Below are 21,971 nucleotides of genomic sequence, written 5' to 3'. Positions count from 1 at the left end.
AATTATAGATCAGAAGATAAGGTAACTATTGTGGCTGCCGGAGACCCGCTATTTGCTGGTTTTGCGGCAACTGTGTATTTCTCAGCAGCACTTCGTTCGGAATAGGAATAACATACTGCGGATCTCTTGCATCCAGTTTATAGGAAACGGTTGTACTCATATCCGGCGTAAAAACATGCCTGATCGCAGGCATACCGTATCTCTTGAGGTCAAACCAGCGATGCGCGCATTCCCGGAAAAGTTCCCGGCGGCGTTCCATGCGGCACATTTGCAGCAGGGTATCGGCCGGCTTCATTTCCCAGTTGGTAAAACTGCTTCTGTCGATACGTTTTGCACGGAGCGTATTCAAACTCTTCAGTGCTTCCGCAGCAGCGCCGGCATCTCCTTTGGTTTTATACAGCTGTATATATGCTTCTGCGCGGTTCAGGTATGCTTCAGAACTTCTCCAGGCAGATCCCATGTTGCCAAAATTGTCTGAACCACCGGCCGACTTCTGACAGGTATAATCAGGAGTTACCCATTGCTTGAGCCAGTCTGGTGTGGCGTTAAAATAAACCTGGCTGCGCAAATCGCTGGCATCAAAACAAGCGGCCAGGTTGGCAGAAATTTCGTAGGCCTGTCCTATCCCTTTCGGGAATTGCTCGAGCATACTTCCGTAATACCAGATGGTTTCAACATTACCACCGCCAAGTATCGGCTTGCTAATTGGCTCCGGATCCCCCCAGCCATTCAGCTCCATCAACTGCGGATGATAAGACAATACATAGTCTGCATTTTCTATCACCTTATTCCATTGTTCCATGTACAGGTATACCCGGCTTGCCAGCAGGTGCACTGCTACATGGGAAATACGGAATAATTTCTGATCGGACTTCACCTGGCCCAGGAGATTAGCGGCGCTATCCAGGTCGCTTACAACCTGGTTATATACTTCCTTCACCGTACTCCTGGCAGGCAGTGCTTCCGACAGGTTAGCAGAAAGCATCAGCGGCACACCATCCAGTTTATCCGGTGTGGTGGTAGCATCATTATAGGGCTTTGCATATAAGTTCACCAGCATAAAATGATAGAATGCCCTTAACGCATACGCTTCTCCCTTATACATCATTTTTTCTGTGGCGCTGCCTTCCGATTTATCCAGGTATTGCAAGGCTACATTGGCGCCCAGTATCAGCTTGTAATAAGTACGCCAGGAGTTGAACGCGTCTTTATCCATACTACCCGCCTCCTGACAACGGTCAATAAAATCCCGTTGCCATTGAAAGGCCGCTGCGTTGGTGGTAATATAATCCTGCAATCCATCCAATGCCGGGCCATTATAGCATTGCACATCATCGTCCATCAGGGTTAAATGCGGTTGCAATAATGTACCCGAAGTAGGATAACCATTTGTATATAGTATTTCACCAAAATCCTTCGTCGTTTTAGGTATTACGTCTGTCTGCGACTTTTCCTCCAGGAATTTTTTACAGGAAACCATACCTAACGCCAGTAACGCGATAACAAAAATTCTTTTCATACACTATATTTTTAAGGTACCGGTTTAAAAATTTACGTTCATACTAAATCCATACTGCCTGGTAATCGGAAGGGCATCGGTGCCTACTCCTTCTATTTCCGGATCCTGGCCCTGGAGCTTTTTGCTGGCAACGGTAAATACGTTCCTCACAAACAGGCCCATCGCCATGCCTTTCACACCAGACCGGCCCAATACCTTAGCGGGAACTGAGTAGTTAAACGATAAATTCCTGCAACGGAGAAAACTGCTGTTGACTATTCTCAGGTCAGACTTATCATAGGCTTCATATGCATACAGTGTGGGTGAAGTAGATACGGAGGTTCCTGCAACAATGATCGGCAGCTGTACCTGGCTGCCGCCACCATACTGATCCACGATCCTGGGAATATCTGTCGTCGCTTCATCGCCGGGTTTGCGCCAGCGGTCTGTAAATGCCCTGTTGGCATTGTCGAACGGATTCGGAACGCCTATTCCTTTTGAGTTTTGGTTAAACAAAGGATTCAGCCGTTTATGTGCCCCAAATGCGTAATAAAAATCTCCGCTCACTGAAAAATTCTTATACCTGAAATTGGAAGAAAAGCTGCCGCTTATCGTCGGGTATATGTGACCGGAATAAACCAGGAAGTTGGCCGGGTCATTTGTCATTTCTTTCGCATTCAGGTAATTGAATGTTGGCATTCCATTTTGCGGATCAAGCCCCTTGTAGGAGAAAGAATAAAAAGCCGATCTCGGTTTACCCGGGATGAGGGCTGTTCCATCAAGATAGGTCACATAGCTGTTCCTGGTATCTGTTTCTGCTACCTCATTCTGGTTCCAGCTGTTGATAAAGCGAAGCGAGAAGTTGGTATTCTTCCTGCGGATAATTTCCACATTCATCACCAGCTCCAGTCCGCGGTTCAGTGCAATTCCGGCGTTCTCATACATCTGGTCCATTCCGTATTCGTAAGCAATCTGACGGGGACTGATAAGGTTTACGCTTTTCTTCAGATAATAGTCCAGGTTGAAGTTTAGTCTTCTATCGAAAACCGACAGGTCTGCACCAAAATTCCACTGGTATGTTTTTTCCCATCTCAGATCAGGATATGGTAAAGATTTGATACCCAGGTAAGGTACACCGGTAATAGGATTAATGCTCCCGGACCTCTCGTAAGAGGCGATCAGTTCCGGTCCAACGGCTCCTACAACGGCCCCCTGGGTACCGAAAGAAGCTCTCAATACCACACCGCTGAACAGCCGGTTGTTTTTCAGGAAGTTTTCATTGTCCAGGTTCCACCTGGCAGACAAACCATAGTTGGGTAAAAATTTCGCATTGGAATATTGTCCAAACCGGTTTGAACCATCTGTACGAATGGTTCCTGTTACCACATACTTGTTATTCAGGCTGTAAATAGCATTTCCATACATCGATACTACATTGCTCACCGTGTTGGTGATAGTATGGCGGCTGTAGTATTGGCGGCTGTACTCACTGGCAAAAAATTGCTGCCCTCTGTCGGGAAAGTAACCCGGCTCCGTAGAACCAGCTCCCTTCATCTGTATAGATGTAATCTGGTTACCGGCGGTTAATATCAGCTGATCCCTGCCGCTGAACAAATCCATCGTATACATCAGATCATTACGGGTATCAACTTTCAGCGAATTCATGTTGGAAATGGTAGCCAATCCCCCGTAAGGTATCTGGGACTTCGCCGCCTGGATATCTGTAGGTGTAAAATCGATATTCCATCCCCGCCGGGAAGAGATATAATTACTTTTGTCGTAAGCTGCCGACATCTGTTCTGCGGCATCTGTTACGATGTTAGAGGCATTCGTGAACTGCAGTCCCTTTAAAATTCTGTAACTGAGTGTAATGGCTGCCGTCATAGACCTGGTACTGGCATGATTTTCCGATGAAGCTATTTCGTTCAGCATATTATAGGTGATTGACGGCGGCACCGGGTACTGGTTAAAATCAGTAGAACCCGATACGGGGTAAACCGCATCTTGTGAAATAGCCCGATTGGTTTTCAGGGCATATGTCAACGGGTTTACGCCTGGATAATATCCCTGGGATTTTCCATAGCTTCCTGTCAATCTGAGGTCTACCGATAATTTTGAATTAGCTTCCGAATGCACAGACAAATCTGCGGTATATCTTTTATTTCCATCCTGTTGAGCTGCCCCATTGTTATCTGAGTAACTCACCGAGCCATAGTAGGTAGTTTTGCCCACTCCTCCGCTCATACTAACAGAATGGGTCATGCCAAAGGAATTTCTGAATAACGTTTTGAACCAATCTGTATTATTGGTTTCCAGCTTTGCAACAGCTGTTTTGAACTGATCTTCTGTTATTCTCCTGGCGTATAATGCCTGTAACAATCCTTCATAGGAAATACTTTCCTTGAAAGCATTATAGGATCCGCTATAACTCGTTTTATCGGCCACCATCTCCCGGGAGAATGCTACCCTTTCCTTGGAATTCATCAATGCAAGATTACTGTAGGAAGGACGTTGCTGGAAAGAAAAATTCGTGTTATAGTTTATCTGCATGGGGCCGGCCTTTCCCTTTTTCGTGGTAACTACTATTACCCCGTTAGCGGCACGTACACCATAAATGGCCGTAGCGGCAGCATCTTTGAGAAAAGTAATACTTTCTATGTCGTATGGATTAAGTCCGCTCACAGCTCCGCCTATCAGGGAATAATCACCACTCTGCCCATCGGTAATGGCGGTATTAAGTTGAGTGGAGGATATATCCACCGGATCAGGGCGTACCACATTGTCTATCACCCACAGCGGGCTGCCGTTTCCAACAAACGTGGACGTACCTCTCATGCGGATCGTTGGCCTGGCGTTTACGCTGCCGGAGCTGTTAATCACCATTAAACCCGGCACCTTTCCCTGTAACATCTGATCAACCGAAGTAACGCCCGGTTCTATCACCTCTTTGGCGTCGAGCTTAAATATAGCGGCAGTGGCCATTTTCGCATCTATCTTCTGATATCCGTTTACCACCACTTCCTGGATAGCCTGACTAACGGTATCCAGTCTTATGATCACGAGGTCGCCTCCACTGGTGGTTACCTTATGAAAAACTGTTTTCATCCCTACCATGGAAATACGCAGCTGATCATTTTCATTAGCCGCTAATGAAAACAAACCATCTTTTGTTGTAACCGTACCTTCTTTCGAATTGATAGCCTGCACAGTAACTCCTGCCAGCGGACCACTGGAGGTAGTCACCTGTCCCCTTACGATCATCATCACTTTTTGGTCGGGAGCAATGCTCCTGTTCTGCGGGTAAATAGCAATACCGCCCAGATCCACGTCGAATGCCAGGGAGGTGTTAGCCAATATCAGCCTCAATAATTCTCCCAGCGTGGTTGATTTAGCATTCACCGTAACAGCGGGCTGCTGACGGATTATGTCGAGATTATAGGTAAACCTCACATCGGTAAGCGTGCGGATTTCTTTCAGCACTTTTAACAAGGGTCGCCCCTCTGCATGATAGGACACCTGCTTATTCAGCAAATCCCGGTCCGGGTCCTGTGCAGCAGCAGCAGCCACTATTAACAACAGCAGAAACAATCCCGATAAGCGCATGGCGAAGCCCTGCAACACCCTCCTGGCGGAAGGGAAGCCCAACATTTTTTTCATTTTGGTCCGATATTAAAGTTAAAGCAGTAACTCCCGGCTGCATATCACCATGGAAGCTCCAGGCAGCACTGTTGGCTGCAGCGTTTCTACATACATTATTTATTTCTCATGTCCCTGGTTATGAGCTAGCGGCTTATATATACCATTCTACCTTGCACCCGGAACTTGACATCTCCGATGGTGAGGTGGATCCTGTTTAATACATCCTGTAAATTGGTTGGTCGTTGCATATCCAGTGTAAAGCTTAATGCTGCAAGCGAAGCATCCTCGAATTTAAAATCATAGTCAAAACTGCGCCCAAGACTGGTTGTAATATCTGATAATGACGCATCTTCAAAATAAATATTGTTATCCTTCCAGGCAGTAAAAATCCTGATATCTACCGCCTTCTTTCTTAAGGCGCCGGTTTCTTCATTATAGCAAGATTGTTCTCCCGGTGTTAGTATAATCCCGCTGCTTTCCTGACCTACCCGAACTTTTCCCGATGTAAGGGTAGTTTGTACGGATGTTGTTTCGTAGGTATTTACATTAAAACCCGTTCCTAATACCTGTATATCTATTTTAGCGGTATGCACTACGAATGGCTGTTGTGAATTGGCCGCCACTTCAAAAAAAGCTTCTCCTTCCATCGATACTTCCCTGGTCTTCCCGTTAAAAGCGGTTGGACACACGAGCCGGCTATCGGCATTCATCCATACAACTGTGCCATCTGCCAGCGTTACCCTGATCTTATTACCCCGTGGTACCAGCAGGGTGTCCATGGTGATGGTCTCCTCTTTTCCGTTCTTCGCCTCGTAAACAATGCTGGCGCTGTTAGCCTGCACCTGCACCCCATTCTTATATTGTAAAGTCTGTGATACGCTGTCGAGCACAATCCTTTTACCGTTTCCCAGCAGTTGTACCCGCGTGGAGGGCTGCAGATCTGCCTGGGATGCGGCCAGCGGATGATGCGTGGACTCTTTCTTCCAGAAACGCAGCCCGGCAGTGATGACAACGGCCAGTACCGCGGCGGCGGCAGCTATTTCCCAGGCCGGCTTCCACCATTTTATCCTGGGGCGGTGGATATCACGGGCAGCAGTAAACCGCTGCCAGCCTTCATTCACAGGAAATTTATCGTGCACGGCAAGCCGCTCCTTTATTTCCTTGGATTCTTTCAGCATGGCTTCCTCCTGCGCATTCAATAGCTCCGTATTGGTGCCCTCTAATGCCGCCAGCAGTTTATCCCAATTTATATCCTTATCTGATGTGTCCATAACTTGTCCGTATTAAAGGCAACCAGGTTTTAAAAACGGGTGAAGGCGAATGATTAATTTTTTAAAAAAAACAAGATGGAGGCAAGTTTTATCATCCATTCACACTCCTTCCTCAGGTATTGATAGGCCAGTTTGATCTGTGTTTTCACAGTATTTATGGAGATATTTAACTGGTCAGCTATATCCTTATATTTAAATCCATCCCGGTTACTTAATAAAAAAATCTGTCGCCGCTGGGCAGGCAGGCGTTCTATTGCCGCCCACAGCGAAGCATCCCTGCCGGCAAGCAGCTCTGCATCTTCCTCTTCCTCTTCCGGCTGTTTGGCCACATGCTCCAGCACCTCCGGTTCATCGAAGGAAATTTTGCCGGCCCTTTTTATATAATTTATACAGGCATTCCGGACAGCCCGGATGGCATAACTCTTAAAATTCTGTGTAATCCGGATCACCGCCCGCTTATCCCAGCAGTAAAGAAAAAAATCCTGTACCACGTCCTTGGCAGCGTCCTCGTCTTCCAGCATATGGTAGGCGGTGGCACATAAAAAGGTGTAGTGGAGCTGAAAAAGCTCTTCAAATGAAGCCGGATCAATTGACTTTGGTTGATTCATATGCACGCTGGCGCCTCTGTGTAATTATTCCGCACAAAATAAACAAAAATTCGTACTAATAATTTATGGATCAATATTATCGCCCGGAAGTACCGTGGCCTTCCGGCATTTCACCAGCAAAAAAAGCATCATCAGTGGCAAAAAAAGCATCGTTATTTACCAGGCCGGCAGCCGCCTTTATGACAACAAGTGTAGTATATTTATCAGGCAGGAAATATCTATGATGTCAATTTCAGAAGGGTCGTATGGAATCCGTTAACGACTATAGTGAACAAGCGCTGCTGGCAATGGTTGCCTCGGGCAATGAACTGGCCTTCCTGAAACTGTTTAATCTCCACAAGAGTAAAGTTTACTCCGTTTTACTAACCATTACCCGTTCACCCGAATGCGCAGAAGAGTTACTGCAGGATGTCTTTATTATTATTTGGAAAAGACGGGAGTACTTGCTGCAGATAGATTGCTTTGAATCTTACCTGTTTATTATTGCACGTAACAAATCATACAAGGCGCTTAAGAAAGCCGCCATGGAAAGAAAGAAAGCTGCACTCCTTCGCCCGGAGGAACTGCATCATAATGATACGATGGAATCCATTTTTGCGTCAGAATACCAGCAACTGCTTCACCAGGCGGTGAACGGCTTATCTCCCCAACAAAAGCAGGTATACCAGCTGGTGAAGATAGAAGGCCTGTCGAGGGAGGAGTCTGCCCGCGTTATGCATATCCATCCCGAAACCGTGAAAGCACATTTGGCAAAAGCAGTAAAGGCTATCAGGGCCTATTGCAAAGCCAGCTTTAAAATGTTTTTCATCTTCTGAATATTTTTTTTCTTCCCGCTAACCCATTCCCCTTCCCCAGGTACTCTTTATTAACAGACAATTGGTTTAAAGGAAATGACACCCGAAAGACTACAATACCTGTTTGACCGCTATATAAGTCAGGAAGCTGATGAGGAAGAAGAACGGGAATTGATGGACGTGGTGCTGCAAAAGCAATACCAACCGGCGCTGCTGGCGATTTTACAGGATCATGTAAAAAACACGCCGCCTTCAGCCGAGCCTTCCAACGCCGCCGAAAAGGCGATGGTAGCGTTTCTGCGGGCAGATCGCCGGCAAAAAAAAGCCGCTACGGGCAGGCGCCGCCGGCTGTGGTCAGCTGCTGCAGCTTGTATAGTACTTGTATTGGCCACCGCTGCTTTTTTTAAACAGCAGCGCATGCACATCCCTGCAAAAGAATTACTGGTGGCCGATGTGCCGGCGGGTCATTCCGGGGCGGTGCTTACCCTGGGCAACGGAAAACAAATTGTTTTGGATGCCGCAGGAAACGGGGAGCTGGCCGAACAAGGCAACACGCTGATCCGTAAATCCGGAGATGTGGTTAGTTATGTTTCTTCCACAGGGGAAAATCGTCCCGTGGAATATAATACCATGACCACACCAAAGGGGCGGCAGATGTCGCTGGTGCTGGCAGACGGCTCGAAGGTATGGTTGAATGCAGCCAGCAGCATCCGCTTCCCTTCTGCATTTACCGGTGATGTACGTAAAGTGGAAGTAACGGGAGAAGTTTACTTTGAGGTAGCACATGCCAATGATCCGCAACGGAAACGGCGTATTCCGTTTATAGTTGCGGCCAACGGCACCACCGTGGTGGTGCTGGGAACACATTTTAATATAAACGCCTATACCGATGAACCAAATATTACCACCACGTTATTGGAAGGCGCTGTGAATGTAAGAAAAGGCAGCCGGCAGGTACACTTGTCGCCGGGACAGCAATCTGTGCTCACACCCGATGGCCAGCTGACTGTAAATCCCCATCCCAACACCGAAGAGATCATGGCCTGGAAAGAAGGATATTTTCATTTTGAAAGTACCCCGCTCGTAACAGTGCTTCGCCAGTTTTCAAGGTGGTATGACATAGACATTGTATTTCAGGGAAAGGTACCGGAAGAAAAGTTTTTTGCGATCGTGAAATGCAGCAACAGTTTATCCACCGTTTTGAAAGTATTACAAACAACCAATGTAAAGTTCACTATTGAGGAAGGAGCCAACAACACCACAGGAAGAAAACTGATTATAAAATAATCTTACCAGCAAACTATTGCCCAAAAAGAAGCCAGGAGTGTTAAGGCCACCCCTGGCGGGATCTGGGCTATTAAATACCGTTGAGAAACAGATTCACAAACCCAAACATTGCAAAACTATGCAATTAAACGCTAATTCCATTTTATCAAACCAGGAGAGCAGGAAGCTCACTCAAAAAGTTTTGAGGATCATGAAAGTGACTGCGTTTTTAGTACTCTTTGCCTGCACGCAAGCCGTGGCCCGGACCAGCAACGGACAGAGTATTACCTTATCCGTAAAGGATGCTCCGGCCAAAGAGGTATTCCGGGAAATACAAAAGCAATCAGGAAAGAGCCTGATGGTCAGCGAAGCCGTACTTTCCAGGATAGGGAAGCTTACGCTTCATATCAAAGACCAGGCGCTCGAAAAAGTATTGGAGCGCTGCCTTCAGAAAGACCGTTTTACCTATACCAATGTAGACGGTGTGATTGTGATCACCGAAAAGCCGGAAATGGTACCACCAACAGACCTTGCCCCTGCGGTGGACACCTCCGGGTTTGTGGTAACCGGTAAGATCGTGGATGCCGCTGGTAATCCCCTTCCGGGGGCCTCCGTATCAAGAGCCGGCACCAGGGATGGCGCCGCCGCCGATGCCGGTGGCAACTTCCGGTTGAAAGTCCCCTCCGGCACGGCCACCCTGGTGATATCCTATATCGGGTATCAGCCGCTGCATTTGGAGGTTTCGCACGCAGGTTTCCATACAATCGTTCTAAAACCGGCGGATGCCAAGGTAGATGAAGTAGTGGTGGTAGGTTATGGCACCCAGAAAAAAGCCAGCCTTACTTCTGCCATCAGCAGCATCGATACCAAGGATATGATGAGCATTCCCGCAGCCAATCTGTCCAATGTGCTGGCAGGAAGAGCTTCCGGAACATTTGTACAATCAGGCAGCGGTGTACCGGGGAAATCATCCATTGTCCGTATCCGCTCTTCCTCTTCCTGGAACAGCTCAGGACCACTGATTGTAATTGATGGCGTTGCCCGTGATCAGGCCACCTTTGATGCACTCGACCCTAACCAGGTACAGAGCATTACCATTCTGAAAGATGCCGCATCTGCCGCTATTTACGGCTCCCGCTCGTCAGATGGCGTACTGCTGGTAACCACCAAAACCGGTAAGGCCGGCAAAGCAATGGTGCAGTTCAGCTCCCTGTTCGGCGTTTACAGCAAACCGGAAATTGATGTGAAATACCTCAGTATGGACGAGAGTATGGATCTATACAATTCCACCCACACAGGCACTGCAGACTTTCGCTTCAATCAATATGACCGCGACTGGATACATAAAAACAACCCGGAAGGCAACCTCCATTACGATGAAGCATACCAGCATCCTTTTACCCAGCGGCATTCACTGAATGTGTCCGGAGGCACCGACCGTGTTGCCTATTTTATTGGCGGTACTTTTTATGATGAAAAAGGATTTCTGCCCCAACTGGGTTATCAGAAATATAACCTGCGCAGTAATGTACAGGTAGCCATTACAAAAGACCTGTCACTGGGACTGAACCTCAGCTACAACAAAGGAGGCCGTAGCAGGTTTTATACCATTGAAGGAAAAGATGATGACCTGTCGGGCTTTTACGAAAAGCTGAAATACATTATGCCTCCCACCACCTTTGCCTATATCGATGGCAAACCCATGTCTCCGACCTGGGTAAGCAATCCCATCGAACTGATGAAGAACGGCGGCTACCTGCATGTCAACAAACAATATATAGATGGTATCATCAACCTGGAATACAAGGTGCCGTTTATTAAAGGGCTCACGCTGAAAGGCGTAGCTGACCTTTATAACGGCAACGATTTCTCCAAAGCTTACGCCATCCAGCCTTTGCTGTACCAGTTCAAACTCGATCCGAAAAGTGGTATTCAACAATTATATACCAATGAAATCATTGGAACCAAGGTAGCTACCGCACCTGCGCAACCTTTTATCGGGAATGAAAATGGCCGCACCAGTTCCTACCAGATAAATGCCATTGCCAGCTACGATAAACATTTTGGAAATCATAACCTGAACATTGTAGGCGTATACGAACAGTCCGATGGTTACTATAATTATTCCAGCATCTATAAATACAACTTCCCGGTTAATACTACCGACCAGTTTCCCTTTGCCAGCCAGGCTTCCGGCGACACCAAAGCCAATGGTTTTGAAACCTACCTGGATGCACGCGTTTCCTACGTTGGCAGGGTGAACTACGACTATCAGCATAAATACCTGGTGTCAGCATCATTGCGTGCCGATGGATCATCCAAGTTTTCGAAAGACAACCGGTGGGGATATTTTCCTGCGGCTTCACTCGGATGGGTGATGTCGGAAGAACCATTCCTGGCCAACCTGAAGAAAAAAGGGCTGGATATGCTGAAAATCCGCGCATCGTACGGTTCCACCGGTAACGACAACATCCCTGCATGGCTTTTCAAGGAGATCTATAACGCTTCTTCCACACCGTTTTACCTGGGCGATCCAGGATCATCAAAATCAATACTGGCGTATAACGGTATCGCACAAACGAACTATACCTGGGAAGGCGCAAAATCGTATAACGCAGGTGTGGACCTGAATTTCAAACAACACTGGAGCGTGGTAGCCGATGTATGGACCAAAAATACCTTCAATATCCTCGGACAGCGCATATTGGCAATACCGGTAGAATTCGGCGCCAGCTACCCGATTGAGAACTACGGAAGGATGAACGCAAAAGGAATGGACCTTGAACTGGGATACCTGGACGGCAAAATAGGAAAGGATTTTTTATTTGATGTGAAAGCCAACTTTGGACTGGCTACTACCAACGTGCTGAAAAAAGATAAAGCGCTGGGCGCCACACCGGCAGATGATCCCGTAGGCAAACCACTCAACTACCAGGCAGGCTACGACGCTATCGGCATCCTGCGTACCGACGCCGATGTAAACGCATTACCCGCAGGATATACCATCTTTGGAGCGGCGCCTGCAAAAGGCATGATGAACTTTACTGATGTAGGCGGCCCCGATGGTAAACCTGATGGCCGGATCGACAGCTACGACAAAGTAGTAGTAGCAAAATATTCCAACGCCGTAGTTCCCGGCAGCAGCAACCAGTCGAACAACGCGCCTATTGCATATGGACTGAGCATTAGCATGGGATACAAAAATTTCAGACTGAGTATGTTGCTGGCGGGTCTTGCAGGATACAAAGTGATTTACAACGATCCGTGGGGACGCAATGGTGGCAATATTCCTTATCCTGCCTATTATGGCGACTCCTGGTCAGAGACCAACCCCAACGGAAAATTCCCGAAACTGTATAACGCCAGCGGCAACCAGCGGCAGGACTACTCTGTAGTGTCTGCACTGAATACTTTCAGCGGTGATTTTCTGCGCCTGAAAAACCTAAACCTTTCTTACGATTTATCACCAGCACTGTTAAAAAGGGCCGGACTAAGCTCGGCACAGGTATTTGCCGGCGCTACCAACCTTTTCTGCCTGAGAAAATTCAAACTCTATGATCCTGAAGTGTACTCCTTTGGCAGCTACCCTATCATGACCAATGTTTCTTTAGGCTTTAATGTACAGTTCTAATTTTAAAAAGTGATTCCATGAAAAATAGTACGCTAAAATATATACTGCCGGCGGTGTTCCTGCTTATTTCCTTTTTCAGCTGCCGCAAAATACTTGACCGGGAGCCATTAAGCGCCCTTACCGACAAACAGATATGGGAGTCGGAGCGCGCTGCTACCGCCTACCTCGATACCGTATACTATGACCAGATGCCTTGTTGGCCTTATGGAATGGCCAACCCCGGCGGATGTTCCCGGGTGTACAACAACTGGTTCTGGGATGGTTGGGTAAAGAACTGGCAATTCGTAAATTTTGGTAACGGCAACGGTACCGATGAAGCCATTTCCCCACATCGTTATTCCGACAAGGTATTGCTCGGCACCGCCACCTACGACTGGCTGGAGAACTACGACAATGCCGCCGCCGGCGTGAAGTTAAACTGGGCGGTAAACACTTATGGAGATATCCGCACCTGTAATAACATACTGGATCATATCGACCAGGCTACATTCGGACAAACAGCCAAAAACTATATCAAGGCACAGGCAATGTTCTGGCGCGCCTGGGCTTATTACAAACTGGTAAAAGATGTAGGTGGCGTGCCGCTTATTCTGAAAGCCCAGGAGGCCATAGCTGACTTGACGCAGGTACAACAGCCCCGCAATAAAACATCCGAATGTGTAACGCAGATACTGAAAGATCTGGACGATGCAATAGCGCTGTTACCCGATTTCTGGAAGGGCGCCGATCTGGGCCGTGTTGATAAAGGCGCTGCCATGGCTTTCAAAGGCAGAGTACTGCTTTTCTTTGCCAGTCCGCTGTTTCATGGACTGAACGGAATTGCTTCCTGGCAAAAGGCATACGATGCCAACCTCGCCGCTAAAAACTTCCTGGCCGGCATGGGAAAAGGATTGTACCCTGTTTATGGAGACATCTGGAATGTAGAACTGAACAAAGAACAGGTGATGTTCCGGCGCTTTACTTACCCCGATGCATATTATGCCGCGCCAGGAAACGCGCCACTGCGCTATTCTGCAGACGACTGGGATAATGATATGCCTTCTCTCGAATTAGTGAATGCATTCCCCATGAAAGATGGCAGTCGCTTTATACCATCAGCGGCTACTTATCCTACCTTGTTTCAAAACAGGGACGACCGGTTCTATGCTTCCATTTATTATAACGGCGCACCGGTTCAGTTCACACCAAAAATGGCAGCAAAGAATGAATACTACTGGACCTACCTTACCGAGCCATCGTTTACACCGGAGGGTGGCGTCACCGGGACTTTAAACCGGGTGGTAACCGATGGAAACTGGATCGGACAAGGCATGGGAGAGCTGAATGGCTTCTTCCTGAAATTAAAAGGTGTTGACAGGGATGCAGCCATGGTGGAACAATCCGATGTTGACTGGCCGGAGATCCGCTATGCGGAAGTGTTGATGAACTATGGTGAAGCCGCCAACGAACTGGGTAAAACCGGTGAGGCATTGCAGGTACTGTATGACATCCGCCAACGGGCCGGGATATCAGCCGGCACCGGCAACTATGGCATCACCGCCGCGGGTATCGACGACATCAGGAAGGCTTACCAGGATGAACGCTTTGTAGAGTTTGCCTTCGAAGGTAAACGCTGGGATGACCTGCGACGCTGGAAAAAATTTGACCTGCTGAGAGGCACGCAGCGGCATAGTCTTGCTATCACTTTAAAAGCCGGGCAAACAGATCCTGCGCCAATGGATGACATCAATAAAGTATATAATAAATTTAATTATACCGTTATCACCACAGATAAGACAAACCTTTCTATTCCGGATAAAATGTATATATACGGACTGCCTTTCAGTTTTCTGTCGAGGAATCCGAAACTGCAGCAAAATATGCTGTGGGGTGGAACTTTTGACCCCTTTATGTAATTGTACAAGGTGATAAGCAAATATGTCAGTGGCCTCCCGCTCCCGGGGGGCCTTTATTTTGCCCCCCAAAAAGACATTTTTACCCCCTTTTAAATTTAACTACCCAATGTAGTATATATAATAAGAAAGTTTGTTTTCGTAAATTGCAGGTTAATCTTTATCTAACAAACAGATCGTTCGGCTAATCTATTTTTAGATTGGGTAAATTAAGCGACTACGATTAACAGGATGAATAATGACTCAGTACATGAAACTGCACTTTTCCACCAGATTGCCATGGGGGACGAAGCTGCATTTGAAGCATTGTTTCACCTGTATGTACCCAGGATCAAACCCGTTATTGCACATGTTATACAGGTAGAAGGCCCTGAAAAAGATATTATCCAGGAAATATTCCTGAGCATATGGCTGAACCGGGAAAAATTGTCTGCTATAGACAACCCGCGCAACTGGATTTTTAAGATCGTGTATTTCCGTTGCTACAGCTGGCTGCAGAAGCAAGGCGTCAGGAACAAGGCCCAACAGGCCATTATACGGGAAAGCAGCGACCAGTCAAATCTCACAGAAGAAAATATTGCTTTTTCCGAAACAGCGTTGCTGGTAAAACAAGCCATTCTCTCATTACCCCCACAGGCACAAAAGATCTACCTGCTCAGCCGGGAGAAGGGGCTCAAAATAGCAGCAATTGCGAACCTGCTGGAATTATCACCGCAAACAATCAAAAACTCGCTCGTCCGCTCACTCAAATCTATCCGGGAATACCTCATCAGCCAGGGTATTATTCTTCCGCTCATCCTGCTGGGATGCGGTGTTTTATATTTTTATTAACTTTTTTTCCGGCAGATAGGTACTCTTTGATTGCTCACGGTACGTATAGTCAGGGGAAGCTTTATGGATACCATAATTTCCCCCGGTATCAACTGAATTCTGAAAAGTTTAAAATTTCACCCGTTGTCCACATCAGAAAGACTTAAATATTTATCAGAGCAGGTACGGCTGCTGCGCGCCACGCAGGAGGAGTACAAAGAACTGCTGCAACTGATCAGCCAGGATGAGTCGGGAGAAGTTGTGCGGGAACTGGATGCGCTTCATGCCACCGAAACGGTAGCAGGCGCTGCGAGCGGGGATTACGACCATGCCTACTGGCAACTGGCTGTAAAAGAAGTACTGGATGCTGATAAACCGGTACATCAGGAACCGTTCAGTCAACCTGGAAAAAAACGTATACATCTCCTCCAACGTTACTGGTGGGCTGCCGCAGCTGTCGTGTTCATTGCAACAGGCATATATTACTTTGCGAAGCCATCACCACCACCGGTTATAGTGGCCGCGTCGCCTGCAATAAAAGATATTGCACCGGGTGGCAACAGGGCCGTACTCACGCTCTCCGACGGCTCCCAGATACCGCTCGACAGCGCCAACAACGGCGTGTTGGCGAAACAGGGCAACACCAGCATCACCAAGCTGAGTAATGGTCAGCTGGCCTACAACGAGTCGGGAAGTACGGGAGATAAAGTATTGTATAATACCATGAGTACACCGTCAGGTGGCCAATACCAGCTTATTTTGCCCGATGGCACCGGCGTATGGCTAAACGCAGCTTCTTCCATCTATTACCCCACCGCCTTTACCGGCAACGAAAGAACGGTAACGATCACCGGCGAGGTATATTTTGAAGTAGCCCAAAATGAAAAAATGCCTTTCCGGGTAAAGGCGGGCAATACAACGGTAGAGGTGCTGGGCACACATTTTAATATTAATGCGTATAAAGATGAACCCAGTGTCAATACCACCTTATTACAGGGTACCGTACAAATCAACGCAAACCAGCAGAAGCAGGTAATTAAGCCCGGTCAGCAGGCCAGGGTAATTGCCAGCAATCATGGCATCCAGGTGTTGGATAATGTGGACCTGTCGCAGGTAATGGCCTGGAAAAAAGGCTTTTTTTCCTTCAACGATGCAGATCTTCCTACAGTGATGAGACAGCTGTCGCGCTGGTATAATGTGGAAGTTAAATATGAAGGGGAAATTCCTCAGCGCCTGTTCACCGGGGAAATAGGCCGCGACCTTACGCTGTCGCAGGTATTGAAAGGACTTTCTAAAACAAGGATCAGGTATAAAATTGAAAATGGCAACAGGATTATCATCCAGCCATAACCATAAACAACGTTATGAACAATGAAATAACAGGAACAATGATCAACTGAAGCCTGCACGTTGGCTTCCTATGCATTATTGAACAAAAAACCGGGGATTAAGATTGGCGTCCTACCCCGGTTGTAGTTCAATTTCATCAACAAACAAGTCAGTAAACTTTATTTATTAATTCAACCAAACATTGCAAAAGTATGCAACTTAAGGCTATTTGTAATTCCGGTACCCGCAAATATTGGAAATTTGCGGAGCTCTCAACCAAAATTTTGTTAGCGATGAGACTAACTTCCATCATGCTGCTCGTGGCTGCATTGCAGGTAAGTGCGAAAGGCAGCGCACAAACGGTTACTTACTCCGCCAAGGCGGTAAGTCTCCAGAAGGTGTTGAACGCGATTAAGGAGCAAACAGGCTACGTTTTCTTCTACGATAAAGAAGACCTGAAAAACACCCGGCCTGTTTCGGTAGACCTGAAAAAAGCATCGCCGCAGGCCGCCATGGAGATGGCACTGCAGGAGCAACCGCTGAGTTTTGAGATACAGGGTAATACCATTTTTATTACAAAAAATGAAAAACCGGCTGCTGCGCCTGTGGTATCACCGCCACCTCCGGTTATTATTACAGGAAAAATAACTGATGATAGCGGAGCACCCATTCCGGGCGCATCTGTGGTGGTAAAAGGTACACAGAAAGGTGCGATTTCCGGACCCGACGGTACTTTCCAGCTGAAAGATGTAGGAGAAAACGCCGTATTGGTTATCACCAGCCTGGGATATATCAGCCAGGAAATTGCGGTAAGAGGAAAAACACAATTGAATATTAAGCTGGCCGCCGATGTAAGCGCATTGCAACAATTTGTAGTGGTGGGTTACGGTGTACAAAAGAAAGCAAATCTGACCGGCGCTGTTACCTCCATCACCACCGAGCAATTGACTAACAGGCCTGTTACCAGCGTGAGTAACGCTTTACAGGGAACCATGCCAGGCGTAACTGTTACGGCGGCTGTAAGCGGACAACCAGGCAGCGATGCGGCAAGGATCCGCATCAGGGGCATCGGTACCATGAATAACTCTGATCCGATTATTGTAATAGATGGGGTTATCACCACCTTAAACAACCTGAATAATATCAACCCTGATGATATCGCTACTTTATCCGTGCTGAAAGATGCTGCTTCCTCTGCTATCTATGGCTCCCGTGCGGCTAATGGCGTGGTGCTCATCACTACCAAACAAGGTAAGAAAGGGAAACCGCAGGTGAATTATAACGCGTATGTTGGTAAACAAAACGCAACCGGCTTACCAGACTTTTTACCTTCCTGGCAGGCAGCTACACTGTATAACAAAGCCCTCGTAAACGAAGGAAAACCTGTACGCTGGACAGATGCAGAAATCCAGAAATTCAAAGATGGCTCCGACCCTTACAAATATCCCAATACCGACTGGCTCGGCTTATTTTATAAAGGCAGTGGTCTACAACAAAACCATTACCTGGGTGTATCCGGCGGCAGCGAAAAAACACAATACGCTTTCTCTCTCGGTTTGTTTGATGAGAATGGTATTATTAAAGAAACAAATGCAAAGCGTTATACCAGCAGACTTAATATCACTTCTGAAGTGAGTGACAGGATAAAGGTAAATGCTAATATTGCCTTCACTACCACCAACAAAAGAGAGCCGAGCAACCCTTATACCGGTGATTTTACACAGCTGGTAAGACAGATCAACCGCATTTCCCCCACTATCCCTTATAAGTTCCAAAACGGCCATTACGGATACATTGCTGATGGTAGCCCTATGGCATGGCTGGAAGGAAACAGCGAAAACAAATTCAACAATTACGACCTGATAGGTAATGTGGGCGCAGACTGGGAAATTATAAACGGTCTTCATTTCAAGCCGTCCATTGCCTATGTCATGAAAATAAATCACAATAAGAAATTTATTGCCGATCAACAGTACTATGATGCCAGCGGAAACGCTACAGCGTACCAGGGTCCCAGCTCAGTAACAGATGAAAACGCCTTTGGCAACACCGTTACTCAGCAGGCATTACTTGATTATACCAAAACTTTTAATAAGCACAATTTCAAAATACTAGGCGGTTACTCCCAGGAGCTGACCAAGTATTCTTTTGATAATGGTTCCCGCAAAGGCTTCCTGAATAACCTGCTAACTGATGTAAACCTGGCCTCTACGGATGGACAAAAGACCAGCGGATATTCTTATGAATTAGCACTGCGGTCTTATTTTGGCAGGTTAAATTATGATTACGACGGTAAATACTTATTTGAAGCCAACCTTCGTTACGATGGTTCTTCCCGCTTCGCCGCCGACCACAGATGGGGAGCATTTCCTTCCTTTTCTGCCGGCTGGAATATAGACCGGGAAAACTTCTTCGAGTCTTTAAAGAAGTACCTGTCCTACCTCAAACTAAGAGCATCATGGGGCCAATTGGGTAACCAGAACATGGTAGGTATAGATGATACCAATTATCCAAGCTATCCTTATTATCCTTATATATTGCAGGTGAACGGCAGCCAGAACTACACATTTGGCGGCACCGGTGCTACTATCGCCAGCGGTATATCGCCTATTAATGGCGCTAACGAGAAACTCATATGGGAATCTACCACCGAAAGCGGCATAGGTATTGACGCGGGTCTTTTAGATGGGAAGTTAAATGTTACCGCCGACTATTTCCGCAAGGTGACTAATGATATCCTTTTGCCGGTAGAAGTAGGTGCACCATATGGACTGAAGGCGCCCGTTCAGAACGCTGGAGCCATGCTGAACAAAGGCTGGGAATTCTCCGTCGGTTATAACGATACTAAAGGAGACTTTAAATACAATGCCTCCATTAACGCCGCTTTTATCAAGAATGAAATAACCGACCGTAATGGCGCCGGCGCCAAAATTGATGGCTATACTTTCCAACAGGTAGGCTATCCTAATTATTCCTTATACGGATATGAAGCAGATGGTATTTTCCAGTCGGCAGATGAAGTAACAAAGTCTCCTTTCCAGACCAACAAAACCTCTGCGGGTGATATCCGCTATAAGGATCAGGACGGCAATGACACCATTAACACAGCAGATAAGGTATATCTCGGTAATTATTTTCCAAAAGTTACTTTCGGTATTAACCTGGGCGGGGCCTGGAAAAATTTTGATGTTGCCATTTTCCTGCAGGGAGCTACCGGCGTAAAAAACTATATCGATGGGGGTAAACTGGGTAGTGTAAACTCCTCCGCAGGTAAGCCTACATCTGCATTGCTGGATACCTGGGCGCCAGATAATACCGGCGCATCCCTGCCACGTATCTGGTACAATAATAAAGAAAATGACCCTGGTAGTACACCTTCCTCGTTCTGGGTGAAAGACGGCTCTTATCTGCGCCTCAAAAACCTGCAGATAGGCTATACCCTACCAGGTAACATTTTAAAGAAAGCAGGAATCAGTAAAGTACGCTTTTACTATAGCGGACAAAACATTCTCACGTTTGACCACCTGTATAAATGGGTAGATCCGGAAGCTTCTATTTCAAGTAGTATTTATTACTACCCACAGGTAAAAGTGCACACGTTTGGTGTAAATGTTAGTTTTTAACAAAAAGTACGTAACATCATGAAAAGAAACATTCTCTATATAATACTTGCTACAGGATTGATGCAATCCGCCTGCCAAAAGGATTTCCTGGATAGAAAACCACTAGATGCCTACAGTAACTCCTCCTTATGGACCTCCCAGGCAGATGCACTGGCTGCACTCAATGGCTGCTTTAAGGATTGGGAAGGCGACTACGCGTTGCTCTACATGGACGCTGTAAGTGATAATATGTATAGCCAATACCCATGGGAAGGTTATACGGATTATGGCAGTGGCGCCATTACCCCAGCCAATACCAATGCTTCCAGTCGCTGGAGTTATACTGTTGTCCAGAAATGCAACTGGTTCCTGGAAAATATCGAGAATACACCCATGGACGGTACCTTAAAAGAAAGGTATAAAAGTGAGGCCCGTTTCCTGCGGGCTTATCAATACTTCATCATGAGCCAACTTTATGGTGATGTTCCTTTGGTTAAAAATACTATTACCACGGAAGTGGCAAATACCATTGCCAGAACTCCCGTTGCCGAAGTACGTAAGTTTATCAAAGATGAATTGGCGGCTATCGCGACCATATTGCCCGTAAGTTACACCGGCAGCGACGTAGGACATATCACACAAGGCGCCGCACTATCGTTGAGAGCCAGGGTGGAATTATTCGATAAAAACTATGCAGACTGTATAGCAGATTGTAAAAAAGTAATGGGACTGGGATATGAACTATTCCCCAACTACCAGAACCTTTTCCGCATTCAGAATGAAAATAATAAAGAAGTTATTCTCGATGTACAATACAAAGAAAATGACTACGCCAACAGTGATATCGGCATAATGCCGTCTTCCAGCTTTGGCGGCTGGGGCTCACTCGATCCCACCCAGGCGCTGGTAGACGCTTACGAAACCAAAACTGGTAAAACTATCGACGATCCGACTTCCGGTTACGATGATAAAGACCCGTACAACAACAGGGATCCCCGCTTAACAGCCACTATCGTTTGTCCTGGCCAGATGTATGAAGGCGCCTTCTACAATTCCATAGAAAGCAGCTCAGGCGATTACTACAACGGTGATAACAATTCCAAAACCGGCTACATTCCGAAAAAATTCACGTCTAACCTATCCGACTTCGCAGATATGTGGAACACAGGACTGAATATGATTGTGATACGTTATGCAGAAGTATTGCTCACCTACGCGGAAGCACAAATCGAATCAGGCGTAATTGACAACTCCGTATACGATGCGATCGATGCCATCAGAACCCGCGCAGGTATGCCGGTGGTAAACAGAACCGTATACAACACCGTCGATAAAATGCGGACCCTGGTTAGACGCGAACGCAGAGTGGAGCTGGCACTGGAAGGCCTCCGCTGGTACGATGTACAGCGCTGGAAGATCGGCAGCGCCGTTAGATCAGGTACGGTATACGGCACCAAATTAGGCACCGTAGATGCCGCCAACGGTAAGCTCACCCTCGCAGGAAATCATGTTGTAGTAGAGCAACGTACCTTCCAGGATAACAGGGATTACCTCTGGCCGGTACCTCAAAAAGAAAGAGACATCAATAAGAACCTGACACAGAATGCAGGCTACTAATTATTAACACAACT

Annotated in this window: 12 protein-coding genes; 8 read left to right on the top strand and 4 right to left on the bottom strand. The window is 46.9% G+C overall.

Annotated elements, in window-relative coordinates:
• Positions 1-25: 25 nt before the first annotated feature.
• The 4 genes from KE626_RS09935 to KE626_RS09920 all read right to left on the bottom strand — a co-directional run bounded on the left by KE626_RS09935 (position 26) and on the right by KE626_RS09920 (position 7,016).
• Positions 26-1,519: a RagB/SusD family nutrient uptake outer membrane protein gene (locus KE626_RS09935; RefSeq protein ID WP_211972733.1), complete on the bottom strand. Its 1,494-nt coding sequence runs from the start codon at positions 1,517-1,519 to the stop codon at positions 26-28.
• Positions 1,520-1,543: 24 nt separating this feature from the next.
• Positions 1,544-5,155: a SusC/RagA family TonB-linked outer membrane protein gene (locus KE626_RS09930; protein ID WP_211972732.1), complete on the bottom strand. Its 3,612-nt coding sequence runs from the start codon at positions 5,153-5,155 to the stop codon at positions 1,544-1,546.
• A gap of 125 nt (positions 5,156-5,280) precedes the next feature.
• Positions 5,281-6,408, bottom strand: coding sequence for a FecR family protein (locus KE626_RS09925; RefSeq protein WP_211972731.1), 1,128 nt, complete (start codon positions 6,406-6,408; stop codon positions 5,281-5,283).
• A gap of 53 nt (positions 6,409-6,461) precedes the next feature.
• On the bottom strand, positions 6,462-7,016 hold the full coding sequence (locus KE626_RS09920) for an RNA polymerase sigma factor (RefSeq protein WP_211972730.1): 555 nt from the start codon (positions 7,014-7,016) through the stop codon (positions 6,462-6,464).
• Positions 7,017-7,261: 245 nt separating this feature from the next.
• On the opposite strand from KE626_RS09920, the gene KE626_RS09915 reads away from it, so the two are divergent.
• The 8 genes from KE626_RS09915 to KE626_RS09880 all read left to right on the top strand — a co-directional run bounded on the left by KE626_RS09915 (position 7,262) and on the right by KE626_RS09880 (position 21,957).
• Positions 7,262-7,831: an RNA polymerase sigma factor gene (locus KE626_RS09915; protein ID WP_211972729.1), complete on the top strand. Its 570-nt coding sequence runs from the start codon at positions 7,262-7,264 to the stop codon at positions 7,829-7,831.
• A gap of 75 nt (positions 7,832-7,906) precedes the next feature.
• Entirely contained in the window at positions 7,907-9,097 is a 1,191-nt protein-coding gene (locus KE626_RS09910; RefSeq protein WP_211972728.1) for a FecR family protein, read from the top strand.
• A 190-nt stretch (positions 9,098-9,287) separates the two neighbouring features.
• On the top strand, positions 9,288-12,707 hold the full coding sequence (locus KE626_RS09905) for a SusC/RagA family TonB-linked outer membrane protein (RefSeq protein ID WP_211972727.1): 3,420 nt from the start codon (positions 9,288-9,290) through the stop codon (positions 12,705-12,707).
• Between the two features lie 17 nt (positions 12,708-12,724).
• Positions 12,725-14,602, top strand: a complete 1,878-nt coding sequence (locus KE626_RS09900; RefSeq protein ID WP_211972726.1) for a RagB/SusD family nutrient uptake outer membrane protein — start codon at positions 12,725-12,727, stop codon at positions 14,600-14,602.
• Between the two features lie 228 nt (positions 14,603-14,830).
• Entirely contained in the window at positions 14,831-15,430 is a 600-nt protein-coding gene (locus KE626_RS09895) for an RNA polymerase sigma factor (protein ID WP_211972725.1), read from the top strand.
• Positions 15,431-15,553: 123 nt separating this feature from the next.
• On the top strand, positions 15,554-16,759 hold the full coding sequence (locus KE626_RS09890; protein WP_211972724.1) for a FecR family protein: 1,206 nt from the start codon (positions 15,554-15,556) through the stop codon (positions 16,757-16,759).
• 272 nt (positions 16,760-17,031) lie between these two features.
• Positions 17,032-20,361 (top strand): TonB-dependent receptor, encoded by a 3,330-nt coding sequence (locus tag KE626_RS09885; protein ID WP_211972723.1) that lies wholly within the window; start codon positions 17,032-17,034, stop codon positions 20,359-20,361.
• 18 nt (positions 20,362-20,379) lie between these two features.
• On the top strand, positions 20,380-21,957 hold the full coding sequence (locus tag KE626_RS09880; RefSeq protein ID WP_211972722.1) for a RagB/SusD family nutrient uptake outer membrane protein: 1,578 nt from the start codon (positions 20,380-20,382) through the stop codon (positions 21,955-21,957).
• The last annotated feature ends 14 nt before the right edge of the window (positions 21,958-21,971 follow it).

Source organism: Chitinophaga hostae (assembly GCF_018224885.1).
Taxonomy (GTDB): domain Bacteria; phylum Bacteroidota; class Bacteroidia; order Chitinophagales; family Chitinophagaceae; genus Chitinophaga; species Chitinophaga hostae.
This window is presented reverse-complemented; position numbering and strand designations above follow the sequence as displayed.

Excerpts from the sequence above, each read along its gene's own strand:
- KE626_RS09920 (WP_211972730.1), bottom strand. The coding sequence starts at position 7,016 with ATGAATCAACCAAAGTCAATTGATCCGGCTTCATTTGAAGAGCTTTTT.
- KE626_RS09910 (WP_211972728.1), top strand. The coding sequence starts at position 7,907 with ATGACACCCGAAAGACTACAATACCTGTTTGACCGCTATATAAGTCAG.
- KE626_RS09880 (WP_211972722.1), top strand. The coding sequence starts at position 20,380 with ATGAAAAGAAACATTCTCTATATAATACTTGCTACAGGATTGATGCAA.
- KE626_RS09930 (WP_211972732.1), bottom strand. The coding sequence starts at position 5,155 with ATGAAAAAAATGTTGGGCTTCCCTTCCGCCAGGAGGGTGTTGCAGGGC.
- KE626_RS09885 (WP_211972723.1), top strand. The coding sequence starts at position 17,032 with ATGAGACTAACTTCCATCATGCTGCTCGTGGCTGCATTGCAGGTAAGT.
- KE626_RS09895 (WP_211972725.1), top strand. The coding sequence starts at position 14,831 with ATGAATAATGACTCAGTACATGAAACTGCACTTTTCCACCAGATTGCC.
- KE626_RS09915 (WP_211972729.1), top strand. The coding sequence starts at position 7,262 with ATGGAATCCGTTAACGACTATAGTGAACAAGCGCTGCTGGCAATGGTT.
- KE626_RS09935 (WP_211972733.1), bottom strand. The coding sequence starts at position 1,519 with ATGAAAAGAATTTTTGTTATCGCGTTACTGGCGTTAGGTATGGTTTCC.
- KE626_RS09905 (WP_211972727.1), top strand. The coding sequence starts at position 9,288 with ATGAAAGTGACTGCGTTTTTAGTACTCTTTGCCTGCACGCAAGCCGTG.
- KE626_RS09900 (WP_211972726.1), top strand. The coding sequence starts at position 12,725 with ATGAAAAATAGTACGCTAAAATATATACTGCCGGCGGTGTTCCTGCTT.
- KE626_RS09925 (WP_211972731.1), bottom strand. The coding sequence starts at position 6,408 with ATGGACACATCAGATAAGGATATAAATTGGGATAAACTGCTGGCGGCA.